The organism is Erythrobacter sp. HI0063 (assembly GCF_001635685.1).
GTDB lineage: Bacteria > Pseudomonadota > Alphaproteobacteria > Sphingomonadales > Sphingomonadaceae > Qipengyuania.
In genome coordinates this window covers 46,831-61,953 of sequence record NZ_LWFF01000346.1, presented here as the reverse complement: position 1 = coordinate 61,953, position 15,123 = coordinate 46,831, and the positions used below count along the sequence as shown (strand labels likewise).

Annotated in this window: 14 protein-coding genes; 6 read left to right on the top strand and 8 right to left on the bottom strand. The window is 65.8% G+C overall.

The window, feature by feature from the left end:
* Window positions 1–1,740, bottom strand: coding sequence for an acyl-CoA dehydrogenase (locus tag A3736_RS15750; RefSeq protein ID WP_067684880.1), 1,740 nt, complete (start codon window positions 1,738–1,740; stop codon window positions 1–3).
* A gap of 48 nt (window positions 1,741–1,788) precedes the next feature.
* Here A3736_RS15750 and A3736_RS15745 point away from each other — a divergent pair, with 48 nt between their 5' ends.
* Entirely contained in the window at window positions 1,789–2,754 is a 966-nt protein-coding gene (locus A3736_RS15745) for an L-threonylcarbamoyladenylate synthase (protein WP_067684878.1), read from the top strand.
* On the opposite strand, the gene A3736_RS15740 is transcribed toward A3736_RS15745, so the two are convergent.
* The 7 genes from A3736_RS15740 to A3736_RS15710 form a co-directional block, all read right to left on the bottom strand.
* Window positions 2,751–3,089: a hypothetical protein gene (locus A3736_RS15740; RefSeq protein WP_067684876.1), complete on the bottom strand. Its 339-nt coding sequence runs from the start codon at window positions 3,087–3,089 to the stop codon at window positions 2,751–2,753. The two genes, A3736_RS15745 and A3736_RS15740, sit on opposite strands and share 4 nt — an antisense overlap.
* A 49-nt stretch (window positions 3,090–3,138) precedes the next feature.
* A complete protein-coding gene (locus A3736_RS15735) occupies window positions 3,139–3,939 on the bottom strand; it encodes a head GIN domain-containing protein (RefSeq protein ID WP_067685006.1) in 801 nt (266 codons plus the stop codon).
* A 165-nt stretch (window positions 3,940–4,104) separates the two neighbouring features.
* The gene (locus tag A3736_RS15730; protein WP_067684874.1) at window positions 4,105–4,641 is read right to left on the bottom strand and encodes a CarD family transcriptional regulator; all 537 of its coding nucleotides are present in this window, start codon (window positions 4,639–4,641) and stop codon (window positions 4,105–4,107) included.
* A gap of 207 nt (window positions 4,642–4,848) precedes the next feature.
* Window positions 4,849–5,589 (bottom strand): YihY/virulence factor BrkB family protein, encoded by a 741-nt coding sequence (locus A3736_RS15725; RefSeq protein WP_255363013.1) that lies wholly within the window; start codon window positions 5,587–5,589, stop codon window positions 4,849–4,851.
* 70 nt (window positions 5,590–5,659) lie between these two features.
* A complete protein-coding gene (fdxA, locus tag A3736_RS15720; protein ID WP_067684869.1) occupies window positions 5,660–5,998 on the bottom strand; it encodes a ferredoxin FdxA in 339 nt (112 codons plus the stop codon).
* A gap of 14 nt (window positions 5,999–6,012) precedes the next feature.
* A complete protein-coding gene (locus A3736_RS15715; protein WP_067684867.1) occupies window positions 6,013–6,315 on the bottom strand; it encodes an RNA-binding S4 domain-containing protein in 303 nt (100 codons plus the stop codon).
* 21 nt (window positions 6,316–6,336) lie between these two features.
* On the bottom strand, window positions 6,337–8,868 hold the full coding sequence (locus A3736_RS15710; protein WP_067684865.1) for a helicase-related protein: 2,532 nt from the start codon (window positions 8,866–8,868) through the stop codon (window positions 6,337–6,339).
* A gap of 194 nt (window positions 8,869–9,062) precedes the next feature.
* On the opposite strand from A3736_RS15710, the gene A3736_RS15705 reads away from it, so the two are divergent.
* The 5 genes from A3736_RS15705 to A3736_RS15685 all read left to right on the top strand — a co-directional run bounded on the left by A3736_RS15705 (window position 9,063) and on the right by A3736_RS15685 (window position 15,107).
* Entirely contained in the window at window positions 9,063–10,670 is a 1,608-nt protein-coding gene (locus A3736_RS15705; protein WP_067684863.1) for a M23 family metallopeptidase, read from the top strand.
* Between the two features lie 94 nt (window positions 10,671–10,764).
* Window positions 10,765–11,760: a porphobilinogen synthase gene (hemB, locus tag A3736_RS15700; RefSeq protein WP_067684861.1), complete on the top strand. Its 996-nt coding sequence runs from the start codon at window positions 10,765–10,767 to the stop codon at window positions 11,758–11,760.
* On the top strand, window positions 11,753–12,319 hold the full coding sequence (locus A3736_RS15695) for a GNAT family N-acetyltransferase (protein ID WP_067684859.1): 567 nt from the start codon (window positions 11,753–11,755) through the stop codon (window positions 12,317–12,319). Before hemB ends, A3736_RS15695 begins: the two co-directional genes overlap by 8 nt.
* The gene (locus tag A3736_RS15690) at window positions 12,316–14,541 is read left to right on the top strand and encodes a fused MFS/spermidine synthase (RefSeq protein ID WP_067684857.1); all 2,226 of its coding nucleotides are present in this window, start codon (window positions 12,316–12,318) and stop codon (window positions 14,539–14,541) included. The genes A3736_RS15695 and A3736_RS15690 overlap by 4 nt, the downstream gene beginning before the upstream one ends.
* Window positions 14,538–15,107: a gamma carbonic anhydrase family protein gene (locus tag A3736_RS15685; RefSeq protein WP_067684855.1), complete on the top strand. Its 570-nt coding sequence runs from the start codon at window positions 14,538–14,540 to the stop codon at window positions 15,105–15,107. Before A3736_RS15690 ends, A3736_RS15685 begins: the two co-directional genes overlap by 4 nt.
* Window positions 15,108–15,123 lie beyond the last annotated feature (16 nt).

The following is a 15,123-nucleotide window of genomic DNA, read 5'->3' as shown; positions in this document are numbered from 1 at the left end:
TCACGCCAGCAGGGCGCTGCTTTCCAGCGAATAGAGCAGGTCCGCGCCCGCAATCGCGCTGGCCTTCAGCCCCGCCGCTTCGGGCACGATCCGTTCGAGGAAGAAGCGCACGGTGATGGGTTTCGTCGCCGCGAGCGCAGGCGCGGCGCCTTGCGCGACCGCATCGCGCTGCTTCACCAGCTGCCATCCGGCGACGAGCACTGCCATCATGGTGCAGAAAGGAACGCTCCCCGCCAAACGATCGTCGAGCGAGGCTTCTTCGCGCATCCAGCGCGCCACGCCCGCGCAATCGCCGGCAAGCGCAAACAGGGTCGGCTCGTCCGAACAATCGCGCGCGATGCCTTCGAGGAAACCGATCAGGGCTTCGCCACCATCCAGGCCCAGCTTGCGCGTCACCAGATCGGCGGCCTGAATCCCGTTCGTGCCTTCGTAGATCGGAGCGATCCGGGAATCGCGCCAGTGCTGGGCGGCACCTGTCTCTTCGACATAGCCCATGCCGCCATGGACCTGGATGCCGAGGCTCGCGACCTCGGTGCCCGCATCGGTGCCCCAAGCCTTGATCAGCGGCACGCAGATATCGCCGCGCGCCTTGGCCGCTTCGTCGCCCAGAGTGCCGCGATCGGTCTGTCCGGCGGTGTAATAGAGCAGCGCCCGCATCCCTTCGGTCAGCGCCTTCATGCGCAGGATCATGCGGCGCACATCGGGGTGTTCGAGAATGGCCACGGGTTCCTTATCCCCCGAGCCTGCGCGCGCGGACTGGATGCGCTCGGCAGCGTAATCGGTCGCCTGCTGCGTCGCGCGCTCGCCGATCTGGACGCCCTGATTGCCGACATTGATGCGCGCATTGTTCATCATCGTGAACATCGCCGCGAGCCCGCGATTTTCGGCACCCACCAGCTCGCCCACGCATTCGCCATTGTCGCCATAGCTCATGACGCAGGTGGGCGAGGCGTTGATGCCGAGCTTGTGCTCGATGCTGACGCAGCGCAGATCATTGCGGCTGCCGAGCGATCCATCTGGTTTCACGTGGAACTTCGGCACGACGAACAGCGATATGCCGCGGCTGCCTTCGGGCGCGTTGGGCGTTCGTGCCAGGACGAGGTGGATGATATTCTCCGCCAGCTCGTGCTCGCCCCAGGTAATGTAAATCTTCTGGCCCTTGATCGACCATTTCCCGGCGTGCTCGCCGTCCTCGATCGAATGGGCGGTGGTCCGCAGAGCGCCGACATCGGAGCCCGCCTGCGGCTCGGTCAGGTTCATGGTGCCGGACCATGCCCCGCTGACCAATTGCGGAAGATACTTCTGTTGCAACTCGCTCGACCCGTGATGCTCCAGCGCCTCGATCGCGCCGACGCTCAGCATCGGAAGCAGATTGAAGGCCATATTCGCCGTGCCGAGATTTTCGAGCACGTTGCAGGCGAGCGTGAAGGGCAGGCCCTGACCGCCGAATTCGCCGGGTGATGCAATCGCGTTCCATCCCTGTTCGACGTAATGCTTGTACGCTTCCTCGAACCCGTCGGGCAGGCGCACCACGCCGTTTTCGAGCTTCGCGCCCTCCAGATCGCCCGTACGGTTGAGCGGCGCCCATTCCCCGGCGGCGAACTGGCCGACGCCTTCCACGATCGCTTCGACCATGTCTGGCTCGGCCGCGGCGAAGCGTTCGCTCTGCGCAAGCTCCCCTATTCCGGCGTTGACGCGGATGGCGAGCAATTGATCCTGAGTGGCGGGCGAATAGGTCACGGGTAAAGTCCTCTTGGCTTGTCGCGAGCACAGATATAGCGCCAACGCATGAGCGGCAAATACGCTACGGAAACGATCCTCGCCAACGCAGAGGGAATCGCGCGCGCGGCGCAGGTGCTGCGCGATGGCGGTCTGGTGGCGGTGCCGACGGAGACCGTATACGGCCTCGCCGCCCGCGCGGATAGCGACGAGGCGGTGGCGCGCATCTACGAAGCGAAGGGGCGGCCGAGCTTCAATCCCCTGATCGTTCATGTGCGCGATGGGGCGCAGGCGCGCGAATATGCCGAATTGCCGCACGATGCGGGCATCATCGTCGACCTTTACTGGCCCGCGCCGCTTACTCTTGTCGTGCCTCGCAAGCCGGATGCTAGGCTGGCCGCGGCAGTGACGGCAGGGCTCGACACCGTCGCGCTGCGCAGTCCGAACCATCCGGTGATGCAGGCCCTTCTGGCCGAATGCGCGTTTCCGCTGGCCGCCCCCTCCGCCAATCGCAGCGGTTTCGTCAGCCCGACCAGCGCCGCGCATGTCGCCGCCACGCTGGATGGGCGGATCGACCTGATCCTCGACGATGGGCGCCCTTGCGCTGAGGGCCTCGAATCGACGATTCTGGCGATCCGCGCGGATGGCCAATGGGAGGAATTGCGGCCCGGCCCGGTCGATCTCGACCGATTGCACCGCCATTACTGGGACAGCGCTCTACCCATTGGCGAGGGCACTGGCGGGATCGAAGCGCCCGGCCAGCTCGCCAGCCATTATGCGCCGGGAAAACCGATGCGCCTTAACGTGCGGGAAGTTGCGCCAGACGACTTCGCGATCGGGTTCGGAAGCATTGAAGGCGATTGCACCTTGTCCGCGCGCGGCGATCTGAACGAGGCTGCTGCGCGCCTCTACGCCTGCCTGCACGAAGCGGCGCGCTCGGAAAAGCCGCGCATAGCGGTGGCACCGGTGCCGAAAGAGGGGATCGGAATTGCGATCAACGACCGCTTGCGCCGGGCAGCGACTCCGCCCGACTAACGTTCCGGTTCGACCGGGAGAGAGCGGATGAGCAATTGCATCTCCGCATAGATATCGCGCGCTTCAGCGCAGGCGCGGCGATCGCCGTCCTGGCAATCCTCCATCCGGTCTTCGTAGCGGCGCTCGAGCTTGCCGAGGCGCTCTTCGCGCTGGCGGATTTCGCGGCCGCGCTTCTCGTCGCGTTCGGACTGGCTTGTCGTGGCAAGGTCGACCCCCTTGCTTACGACCTTCACCGGCGCCGTCGCGACGTCGACCAGCGTACCGACGCAGCCCGACAGAGCGACGGACGCGATCAGAAGCGAAGAAGCGGGAAACAGGACAGAGATTCGGCGCATGGGGGAGATACCTTTCGCGCCATCTTACGCCGATCCTATGAAATGCCGATTAATTTGCGCCCGAGGCCCCTTGGGACGCGTCACCGGCTGTTTCGCGTTCAGCGGCGCGGCCATTGCCGCCGCGACACGTCACGCTGCCGGATCCCATCTTGCTGACATCGCATTGCGCGTTCCCGGTCACGGTGACGGCGCCCGAGCCCATGACGCTGCCTTCGACCGTTCCGTCCGAAGCGAATTCGGCATCGCCCGAACCGACGATCGTCACGTCCGCACGATCCGCCCGAAGATCGGCCATGCGGCCCGATCCCGATCCGGCAATGGTGAGATCGAGCTTGTCGACCGTGCCGCTGCCTTCGAATTCCCCCGATCCGGCGATGGTCAGGTCGAAGGTTTCCGCCGCGATCTCGCGCGCACGCGCCGTGCCCGATCCCGCGATCGTGACCTCCGGCTTGCCGGAGAGCCGCTGCGCATCGAGAGTACCCGATCCGGCGAGGACGATGGCGGTGAGGCTTGGCGTGGTCACGCGCACCTGCGCTCTGCCGATATTGCCATCGGCATCCTTTTTCCGGCTGATCGCGAGCGATCCGTCTTCGAGCGAGAAACGCAGGGCTTCGACCGCGCGTGGATCGCCCGACACGGCGATATCGAGCGCACCGCCTTCGACCACCTCGACGCCATCGGGGCCGGCCAGGACCAATTCCGTCGGCGCAGGCCCGCTGCGGTCTAGTTCGGCGAGAGGCACGCCGTTCCTGTCGTCCAAGGGGATATTGCCGCCGCACGCGGAAACCGCCAGCGCACCAGCGGCGAGGCTGGCGGCGGGAGCCAGTCGTTTCACGAGATCGTACAGCATGGAAGTTTCCTTTCGCGCAAAGCGGCGTTCCGTGTTGGTGTAATAATACACCTTGGTGCGTCGTGCAAGCGCGAGCCCATGCGAAAGGGGCCGCTTCCGGCTTGGAAACGGCCCCTTCGTCGAATGTCGTAAGCGGTTCGCCGAAGCGCCCCGTTTTAAATCGGATCAACCCTCTTCGGGGTTGTCGTAATATTGCGGCGCGTGTTCGCGCAGCACGTCGAGGATCTTTTCGAGCGCGGTCGGCTCGTCGGTCTTCTCCATCGCGGCCAGTTCGCGGGCGAGGCGGCTGGAGGCGGCTTCGAAGATCTGGCGCTCGGAATAGCTCTGTTCGGGCTGGTCGTCAGGGCGGAACAGATCGCGCGTGACTTCCGCGATCAGGACGATTTCGCCAGAGTTGATCTTGGCTTCGTATTCCTGGGCGCGGCGGCTCCACATGGTGCGCTTGACCTTGGGCTTGCCCTTCAGGGTTTCCATCGCCTCCTTAAGGGTCTTGTCGCTCGACAGCTTGCGCATGCCGATCGATTCCACCTTGTTGACCGGAACGCGCAGCGTCATGCGCTCTTTTTCGAACCGGAGAACGTAGAGATCGAGCTGCATGCCGGCGATTTCCTCGCTCTGCAGTTCGATCACACGGCCAACGCCGTGCTTGGGATAGACAACGTAATCGCCAACATCGAAGGCATCATCGGCCTTGCTCGCCATGCGCAAATCCTTTCGTCCCGGGCAGGGTTTGGGAGGGGCAGCATTACGAGAGGTCCGTGCCGCGGGCGCGATGGCCGCGGGCGAAAACCGGATCGGAATGCTTGGAGGGGTACCTGCCCTTTCAATCAAATGCGCCCGTCCGGCGGCAAACCGGCGGGGTTGTTGCATTATATAGCACGTCCTCGCCTTTATTGCGAGTCCGTGTAATCAAGTGTCGGAAGCGGCCGCTTTCGCCCGGACCGCCGCATATTCGGCGCTCAAAAGCAGAAAATACCCGGTGAGGTAAAACCAGGTCAGCAGGATCACCACCGCGCCGAGCGAACCATAAGTCGCGCCATAGCTGGCGAAATTGGCGGCATAGATCCCGAAACCAATCGTCGCGACCAGCCAGAGCAGGGAGAACAGCGCTGCGGCGGGCTTGATCGCGGCCCAGGGAAGGGGATGCCCATAAGGGGCGAAGCGGAGCAGCATGGCGCTGCCTCCCATGCCCGCCAGAAAAACGACGAGCGGGCTGACAATACCCGAAACGCTGGCGGGAAGAAGTCCCAACGCCGCAACGGCACCGGCCATGACCGCCAAGCCGACGACTGCGCCCGCCGTCAGTGCGAGCGCGACGATATTGGCGCGCAGGAACCCGCGCCGGTCTTCGATATTCAGCGCAATGGCAAGGCCCGTCATCAGCGATTTCGCGCCGTTGCGCGCGCTGAACAGCGAAAGCGCGACGGCAAGCAGGAGGCTCAGGATCTTTCCGCCGTTCTCGCCTTCGGTCATCCGCTGCAATTGATCTCCGATCAGCTGGGCGGCGGATTGGGGCAATGTCTGGGCGAGAGCGGAGATGTGCTTGGCCACGGTCGCCGGATCGGCAACGATACCGTAGGCCAGCACCACCGTCGCCAGCAGCGGCACGATTGCCAGGAGCGCATAGAAGGCTATCCCCGCAGCGACGATGCCGATCTCGTCGTCACCGCCGGCTGCGAAGGCCGCCTTACCATCCTGGATAAAACGCTGGAGGATAGGCTTAATCGCCTTCGCCGGGTTCGGGGCTGAAATAGGCTTCGAACTTGTCCTCTTCGCCCTTGTGCTCGTCGGCGTCCTCGGGCGGATCCTTCTTCTGCGTGATGTTGGGCCATTCGGCGCTGAACTTGGTGTTCAGCTCCAGCCACTTTTCCAGATTGTCCTCGGTATCGGGCAGGATCGCTTCAGCCGGGCATTCCGGCTCGCACACGCCGCAGTCGATGCATTCGCTGGGATTGATGACGAGCATGTTCTCGCCTTCATAGAAGCAATCGACCGGACAGACCTCGACGCAGTCGGTGTATTTGCATTTGATACAGGCGTCGGTGACGACGTAGGTCATGGGAATGCCATCCTTCAGGGTGTGTCTGACGCCCGGCCTATGGGGATTTGGGCTTTGCGGTCAAGAGCCGGATCGAGCATCCGGTAACAGGCCTGCGCTTCGCGCGGCGATCCGCGACGGTCCGGCAGGCTGATGATTTCGATCAGCGCGACCCGGCTGCCGAGCGGCACGGTCAGCACGTCGCCCGGTTCGACCGGCTGGCTGACACGGGCGACGCGCGTCCCGTTGCGGCGCAGATGGCCGCTTTCGACGAGGGCGGTGGCGCGGCTGCGGGTGCGTACGAACCGCAGGTGACAGAGCAGCCGGTCTATCCGCATCCCGCTCAAACGAGGCGATTCCTAGCGCACCAGATCGGCGAGCGCGGCAAAGGCGCTGCCTTCGCGGGGGCGGATGGGTTCGTTGCGCTGCTGCTTGCGGCGTCCCGCATTCGGTTTCGGGCGCCATTCCCAGCGATCGGGCCGTGGCGGACCGAACGCGCCTTCCTTCAAAGGGCGAGCGCGCTGGACGCGGAACCCTGCCTGGCCGAGCAGGCGGACGGCATTGTCCTCTTCCAGCCCGATCGAGATCGGCAGCGCCAGATCGAGCACAAATTTCTTGCGCCTGTCCTGCTGCTTGCCGCTCCCTTGCGCCTTGGCGCGCGTTTCGTGCGCGGCGCGGAAAATTTTCTCCGCGAGATCGATGCGGATCGCCTGGCTTCCCGCATGGCGATAGCCCGAGGGCAGCTTTTTGCGATCCGCGACCACCGGCAGCATCGTCTCTTCCAGCGAGCGCCGATCGGTCCCGATCGCGCTCAACAGGCGGCGCGGCGCGGGCTTCAGCAGCGCAGGCGCAAAGATGTCGAGCGCGCCGAAAGTGACGCCAATGCGCCGCAGGAAGGGGCGCATTTCCTTGGGCAGGTGTTCGATCCCCGCCTGTTCGCGCGTGACGAAGCCATGCCCGGCGAGGAGATTGAGCAGGAGCGCGCGCGCCTGCGATCCGGCTTCGGGGTCGCTCGCTGCCCGGTGCAATTTCTCCAGCGGATCGAGCGGGGCGAGAACGGTATCGAGCCAGGTTTCGAGCGCGGCGAGCAGCGCCTTGCGCGGCGCTTCGGGCAAGGCCGCGACTTCGCGCGAGGGTACCAGCAAAGGCCGTGCCTGCCCCTCTTTCGCTTCGAGATTGGCCAGAATCTGCCCGTTCCAACGGATCGCGCCCTTCGCCAGCTCGACGCGATCCGCGACACCGGCTGCGACCAGCGCCTCGACCTGCTGGCCGAGCAGGCGCGGCAGCGCCTTTTCCGCGGCGGCGAGCAGCATGCGCCGGTCCTCGTGCCGTGCGCTCGGATCGACAGTGAAGCGCAGCCCCTCGACACGGCCCAGATGCTCTCCGTCGACGCTCACCGCGCCGTCCTCGCCTATTTCGATCGGCAGCGCCGATGCATCCTGTCCCAGCGATTTCATCAGGATCGTAGTCCTCCGATTGACGAAGCGCTCGGTCAGGCGACCGTGCAGCGCGTCCGATAATTTGGCTTCGACGGCGTGGGCGCGCGCGGCCATCTCGTCGCGTGCCAGCACCCAATCGGGTCGCTGGCAGATATAGGCCCAGGTGCGAATCGCCGCGATGCGGCCCTGCAGCGTATCGATATCGCCCGCCATGTTGTCGAGTTCGGATATCCGCGCCGCGGCATAATCCGCGCCGAGATACCCTTCCTGCAAGTCCTGCCACAGCCGCGCGACGAAGCGGGCATGGACGTCCGGCCCTCGCGCGCGGAAATCGGGCAGCGAGCACGCTTCCCAGAAGCGCCGCACCTGGCCCGCGCCCCGGATCGATGCGGCGAAGGGTTCTTCCGCCAGTCGCTTCAATGTCGCAAGGTCGATCGCTTCGGGCGCGGCGCGCAGCATCGCATGCTGCGGCGGGCTTTCGAGATCGCCGATCAGCGTGGCGATACTGTCGAACCGCGGCTCCGCCTCGCGCCAGTAGAGATGCGTCAGAGGCGCGAAGCGATGCTCCTCGATTGCGTAGATTTCATCTTCGGTGAATTCGGGCGGTGCAGCGTTTCTGCCGCCTTGTCCGGAAAGCGTGCCGAAAGTTCCGTCGCGCTGGTGGCGACCGGCACGCCCGGCGATCTGGGCCATTTCCGCCGGAAACAGCCGCCGCATCCTTACCCCGTCGAATTTGGTGAGGCCTGCAAAGGCGACGTGGTTGACGTCGAGATTGAGGCCCATGCCGATCGCGTCGGTGGCGACGATGTAATCGACCTCGCCATTCTGGAACAGTTCGACCTGGCGGTTGCGCGTCTCCGGGCTCAACGCGCCCATCACCACCGCCGCGCCGCCGCGAAACCGCCGCAGCATCTCGGCCACGGCATAAACCTGCTCGGCACTGAAGGCCACGACCGCGCTTCTGGGCGGAAGGCGCGAGAGCTTGCGCGGGCCGATATGCGACAGCGTCGAAAACCGTGGCCGCTCGCTGACCTCGACCTTCGGGATCAGCGCCTTCACCACCGGTTCCAGCGTGGCCGCGCCCAGCAGCATCGTCTCCTGCCGACCGCGCAGATTGAGCAGGCGATCGGTAAAGACATGGCCGCGCTCGCGATCGGCACCCAATTGCGCCTCGTCCAGCCCGACGAAACTGACGTCGAGACTGCGCGGCATGGCTTCGACCGTGCAGCACAGATAGCGGGCGTTCTTCGGCTCGATCCGCTGTTCGCCGGTAATCAGCGCCACCTGATCGTCACCCTTGATGGCGCGCACGCGGTCATAGACCTCGCGCGCCAGCAACCGCAGCGGAAAGCCGATCGCTCCGCTCGAATGGCCGCACATCCGCTCGATGGCGAGATGGGTCTTGCCGGTATTGGTCGGCCCCAGGACCGCCTTGATCGCTTGATCGCTCACGCCGGAGTAGATGGCAGGCGTGCGAGCCGCGCACAACCGTCTGGCGCGTAAGCCCATCCGCTCGTCGCAGGTGCAGCGCCATCCGGCGCGGATTAAACGGGACTTAACTTTAAAAGCGCACAGGCTTTCGCCATTGGCGCCGCGCTTTCGGCCCGGATCGCCGAAATGTGGGCCACCGATGCGGCGGAGGGACTGTGTTCAGAACGCGCGAGGACGATGCGCCGCAAGAGGTGGGCACAGGCTTAGGCCTGCCCGCCGCCGCGCTCGCGCACGATCAGATCGCGCTTTCCCCGACAAAACCCCCGCTTCGCACGGCGCCCGGCTGGCGCGAGCGCCTTTCACGGCGACTTTCCGCGCTGGATCTTGCTCCCGATCTCGGGCGCGGGATCGGGAGCCTGCGCTGGCTGCGCGGCGTGGGCACGTTCATCGGCCTGTCGAGTGCCGCCATCGCTTTCTGGCCCGACTTCGCGCCGCTGGAGGCGGCACCGCCCGCGCGATTGAGCGAGGCAGAGCGGGACGAATTGCGCAGCCAGACGATCGCACCGCTGGCTCTGGGGGCCGATACCGGCCACCGCATGGGCGCGACCGCGCTGGTTCGCCCCTTGGCTGCCGCGCCCGAACGTCCGCGTCTCGAACTGGTGGCCACTCTGGCTGCGGGAGACAGTTTCGAACGCATGCTGCGCCGCTCCGGCGTGGGGGCAGGCGATGCGCAGCGGATCGTGGCGCTGATCGGCGGTGCCATGCCGCTCTCCCAGATCGAGCCTGGCACGCAGGTCGATATCGTGCTCGGCCGCCGCACCATAGCAGGCAATCCCCGCCCCCTCGAAGAGCTGCGCTTTCGGGCGCGTTTCGACCTCGAACTGGCGGTGGCACGATCGGACGATCGCGCTCTCGCGCTCAGCCGCGAGGCGATCCGCGTCGACGACACGCCCCTGCGCATTCGCGGCAAGATCGGATCGAGCCTCTATCGCTCGGCCCGCGCGGCAGGCGCTCCGGCAAGCGCGGTGCAGGCCTATCTCAAGGCGCTGGGCGAGCAGGTGGACGTGACGAGCGATCTCAGCGCGGACGACACGTTCGATATCATCCTGTCCCATCGCCGTGCCGCAACAGGCGAAAGGCAGGCGGGCCAATTGCTCTATGCCGGAATCGAGCGCGGCGACAAACCGCGCGTCCAGCTGATGCGCTGGGGCACTGAAGGGCGCTTTTTCGAAGCCAGCGGCGTCGGCGAACAGCGCAGCGGCCTCGTCGCGCCGGTGCCGGGCCCGATGAGTTCGCGTTTCGGCATGCGCCGCCATCCGATCCTGGGATACAAGCGGATGCATGCGGGTGTCGATTTCCGTGCCCGCAGCGGCACGCCGATCGTGGCAGTGACCGATGGGCAAGTGACCGGCGCGGGCCGCATGGGTGGCTGCGGCCAGGCTGTGCGCCTGCGCCATGGAGGCGGGACGGACACGCGATACTGCCATATGAGCCGGATCGCGGTGAGCCGCGGGCAAAGCGTCAAGCGCGGCCAGGTGATCGGCTATGTCGGCTCCACCGGCCTGTCGACCGGGCCGCATCTCCATTACGAAATGTATCGCGGCGGGCGTGCGATCGATCCGGCCAGCGTGCGCTTCGTCACGCGGGCGCAATTGACCGGCGCCGAACTGGCGCGATTCCGTGAAACGCTGGCGAAATTGAAGACCGTCGAACCCGGCGCCGCGCTTGCCACGCTGGAGCCGACCGCGAGCGAACGCGCCGCCGAAGCGCCGCTGCGCGAGATCGACCGGCTGGCCGCCCCCAAACCGGCCGAGGCGCGCTAACTCTTTAAGGGCGCGGACGCGATTGCGCCTCCGATCGCTCCCTAATTGCGCCCCCGATTGCGTGAGGGGCGCGATTGCGGCACAGCGCACCGCCATGATCGGCAGCTATCCCAACACCCGCCTGCGCCGCGCCCGCGCCCATGCCTGGAGCAGGGCGATGCACCGCGAAACCATGCTCACGCCAGCAGACCTGATCTGGCCTCTGTTCGTGACGTCTGGGCAGGGCGTGGAAGAGCCGATCGCCAGCCTGCCCGGTGTCTCGCGCTGGTCGGTCGACGGGATCGTGGCGCGCGCAAAAGAAGCGATCAACCTCGGTATTCCCTGCATCGCGCTCTTCCCCAACACGCCGTCCGACCAGCGTAGCGAGGATGGCGCGGCGGCCTACGATCCCGACAATCTGATGTGCCGCGCAATCAGGGCCGTGCGCGACGCCTGCGGCAACGATATCGGCATTCTCACCGATGTGGCGCTCGATCCCTATACGACCCATGGGCAGGACGGCCTGCTCGACGGACGAGGCTATGTGTCGAACGACGACACCGTGGCAGTCCTCGTCGATCAGGCGCTCAATCAGGCCGAAGCGGGTGCCGACATCATCGCTCCGTCCGACATGATGGATGGGCGCGTGCGCGCGATCCGCATGGCGCTGGAAATGGGCGGGCATCCGAACGTCCAGATCATGAGCTACGCCGCCAAATATGCGAGCGCGTTCTACGGCCCGTTCCGCGATGCGGTCGGCTCGGGCGGGCTGCTGAAGGGCGACAAGAAAAGCTACCAGATGGACCCCGCCAATGGCGAGGAGGCGTTACGCGAGGTCGCGCTCGATATCCAAGAAGGGGCGGACAGCGTGATGGTGAAGCCCGGCCTCGCCTATCTCGACATCGTCTGGCGCGTGAAGGAACGGTTCGACGTGCCCGTCTTCGCCTATCAGGTGAGCGGCGAATACGCGCTGATCGAAGCGGGCGCGGCGGCGGGCGTGGGGGATCGCGACGCGCTGGTGATGGAAAAGCTGGTTGCTTTCAAACGCGCGGGCTGCACCGGCGTGCTGACCTATTACGCCGCTGATGCCGCGCGCCTGCTGAATGGCTGACCACTTCCTTTACGAGACCGAGCGGCTGGTTCTGCGCGACTGGCGCGAGGGGGATTGGGCACCGTTCTGGACCGGGACCAACACGCCTGCCGTGATGCGCTGGCTGGGCGGAGTCGCGGACGAGAGCAAGCGCGCGGCAGTGCAGGATCGCCTGCTCGGCTATCGCGAGCATCACGGCCACACCTTCTGGGTGGTCGAACGCAAGTCGGATGGCGCGCTGCTCGGCTTTTGCGGGCTGAAGCGCACCAATCAGAAAGGCGGCCCGCTCGGCGCGATGGAAGTGGGCTGGCGGCTGCGCGAAGATGTCTGGGGGCAGGGCTATGCGAAAGAGGCCGCCAGCGCCTCGCTCGATCTGGCGTTCGACCGCTTCGGGGCCGAGGAGGTCGTGGCGCTGACGGTGACCGGCAATGGGCCGAGCTGGGGCCTGATGAAACGCCTCGGCATGGAGCGGCGCGAGGATCTCGATTTCGACAACAGCGAATTCGATCCCGAAACCGGGCGGATCATCGTCTATTCGATTGCCAGAGACGCGTGGAACGCGGGGCGTCTTCCCGCATGAGAGCACGCGCGCTGTTCGTCGCGACGATCCTGACGGGCAGCTTCCTGCTGTTCCTCGTCCAGCCGCTGGTCGCACGGCTTGCGCTGCCGCAATTGGGCGGGGCTCCGGCGGTGTGGAACAGCGCGATGCTGGTCTATCAGGCGCTGCTGCTGGCCGGATACGCCTATGCGCATGCGATCGCGCGCCTTGCGCTGAAACGGCAGGCGATCATCCATCTGATCGTCCTTGTAATCGCAGGCCTCACCCTGCCCATCGGGCTTGCCGATCTGGCACCGCCTGCATCGCAGGGGCTCGAAGCGCTGTGGGTGCCGCTACTGTTCGCGCTCACCATCGGGCCGGTCTTTTTCGCCGTGTCCGCGCAGGCGCCGCTGATGCAGCGCTGGTATGCCGCGAACCCGGAGGCGGGTGATCCCTATTGGCTTTATGCCGCCAGCAATCTCGGCAGCTTCGCCGGCCTGCTCGCTTATCCGCTATTCCTCGAACCGAACCTGCCGCTGGGATCGCAGAGCTGGGCGTGGAGCGCGGGCTATGTCCTTCTGATCGCACTGGTGGCGGCAGCGGCGTGGACGCGCCGGGGCGCTCCGGTCGAAAGCGACGCGGCCCTGTCTGACGAGAATGCCGAGCCGATCGGCTGGCGACGGATCGTCTTGTGGCTGGCTCTGTCCGCCGTTCCGTCGGGCCTTATGCTCTCGACCACGACGCATCTCACCACCGACATCGTTGCCATGCCGCTGCTCTGGGTGATCCCGCTGGGGCTTTATCTCTTGAGCTTCGTGTTCGCTTTCAACGAACGCAGCGCCCTGGGCTATACGCTCGCACGCGTGGCTCCGGTCGTCGTGCTGCTGGCGGGCGGCATGGCGATGGTGAGCCAGAACGCGGCCAGCCTCTCGATCGGGCTCGCTACTGTCCTCATGCTGTTCGTGCTTGCGACCGCGCTGCACCGTCGCCTCTATTTCGAACGGCCAAGCCCGCGCCGCCTGACTCTGTTCTATCTGGCGATGAGCGCGGGCGGCGCGCTGGGCGGCGTGTTCACGGCACTGGTCGCGCCGCTGCTGTTCGACTGGGTGTGGGAACATCCGGTCCTCGTCCTCGCTGCTGCGGCTCTCTTGCCCGACCGGCCCCTGGTCGCCTGGATGGACCGGTTGGGGCTGACCGGGCGGCAGAAGCGGATCATGGTCGCGACGCTGCTGGCGGCGGCGGCTGGCATCGCCATGCTCGTCAATCGCTGGGTGATGCTTCAGGACGATACGCTGGTCCTGCTCGGCATGCTGGCGGCGGCGGCCTGCGGCGTGCTGGTGCTGGGACACCGGCGCGCGATGGTGGCGGTGCTGTTCGTCCTGATGCTGGGGCGGGGCGGATATCAGACGCTGGAGACCTCCGTCGAAGGCTCGCGCGACCGCAGCTACTTCGGCGTCTACACTGTCCGCGATCTGCCTGAGGAGGGCAGACGATCGCTGATCAGCGGCACGACGCTGCATGGGCTTCAGTTTACCGAGCCGGATAAACGGCGTGAACCGACGACTTATTATGGGCGCGATTCGGGCGTCGGCGCGGCGCTGTCGCAGCTTCCGGCGATTGCCGGGCCGGGCGCGCGAGTCGGCGTGGTCGGATTGGGCGTGGGGACGGTGGCCTGTTATCGCAAGCCCGGCCAGCGCTGGGACTTCTTCGAAATCGACCGCACGGTGCTCTCCTATTCGCGCGACGAGACCTTCACCTTCGTCAGCGATTGCGCGCCCGATGCCGACATCCATCTGGGCGACGCGCGCATCGTCCTCGACCGGTTCCGCGAGCGGATGCGCCCGGAAGACCGCTTCGACGCGTTGGTGATCGACGCTTTCAGCTCGGACGCGATACCCCTGCACCTCGTCACCGACGAGGCGTTCGATATCTATCGCCGCACACTGGCGGACGACGGGCTGCTGCTGATCCATATTTCGAATCGCTTCATCGATCTAAGCCCGATGATGGCCGCTGTGGCCCAGCGGCATGGAATGATCGGCGTGCTGCGATCGCATCAGGACCCGCCTTTCGCGGACGGGATATCGCCTTCGCTCTGGGTGGTCATGGCGCGCGACCCCAAGCCGCTCGCCGCCTTGCTTTCGGCGCGGCCCGACCTTGCCTGGCACCGCCTGCCGCCGCCCGCCCAAGAGGTCTGGACCGACGATTTCGCCAGCATCCTGCCTTTCATCCAGTGGCAGAATGTGCTCGGTAGAGGGCCATGAGGATAGCAAGACCCGGCGTTCGCATCATCCCGATCCACGGGAAGACACCGAAAATCCATGACAGCGCCTTCGTCGCGCCCGGCTGTACGCTGATCGGCGATATCGAGATCGGAGCGGACAGCTCGATCTGGTACAATTGCGTGCTGCGCGCCGATGTCTTCACGATCCGCATCGGCGAACGGACCAATGTGCAGGACGGCAGCATCCTCCATTGCGATCCGCCGCGCCCCGGCGATCCTGACGGCAGCCCGCTGGTGATCGGGGACGATGTGCTGATCGGCCACATGGCGATGGTCCATGGCTGCGTGATCCACGATCGCGGCTTCGTGGGGCTGGGCGCGATCGCGATGAACAAGGCCGTGATCGGCAGCGATGCCATGCTGGCGGCGGGCGCCATGCTGACAGAGAACAAGGTGATGGGAGCGCGTGAATTATGGGCGGGCCGCCCGGCGAAGAAGCTGCGCGATCTGGACGATGCGGCGGTCATGGGCATGCGCGCGGGCGTGATGCATTATACGCAGAACGCGAAGGATCACGCGGCGGCGATCGACGCGGCGGAGGATTGACGCGAAGTCGCGCCGC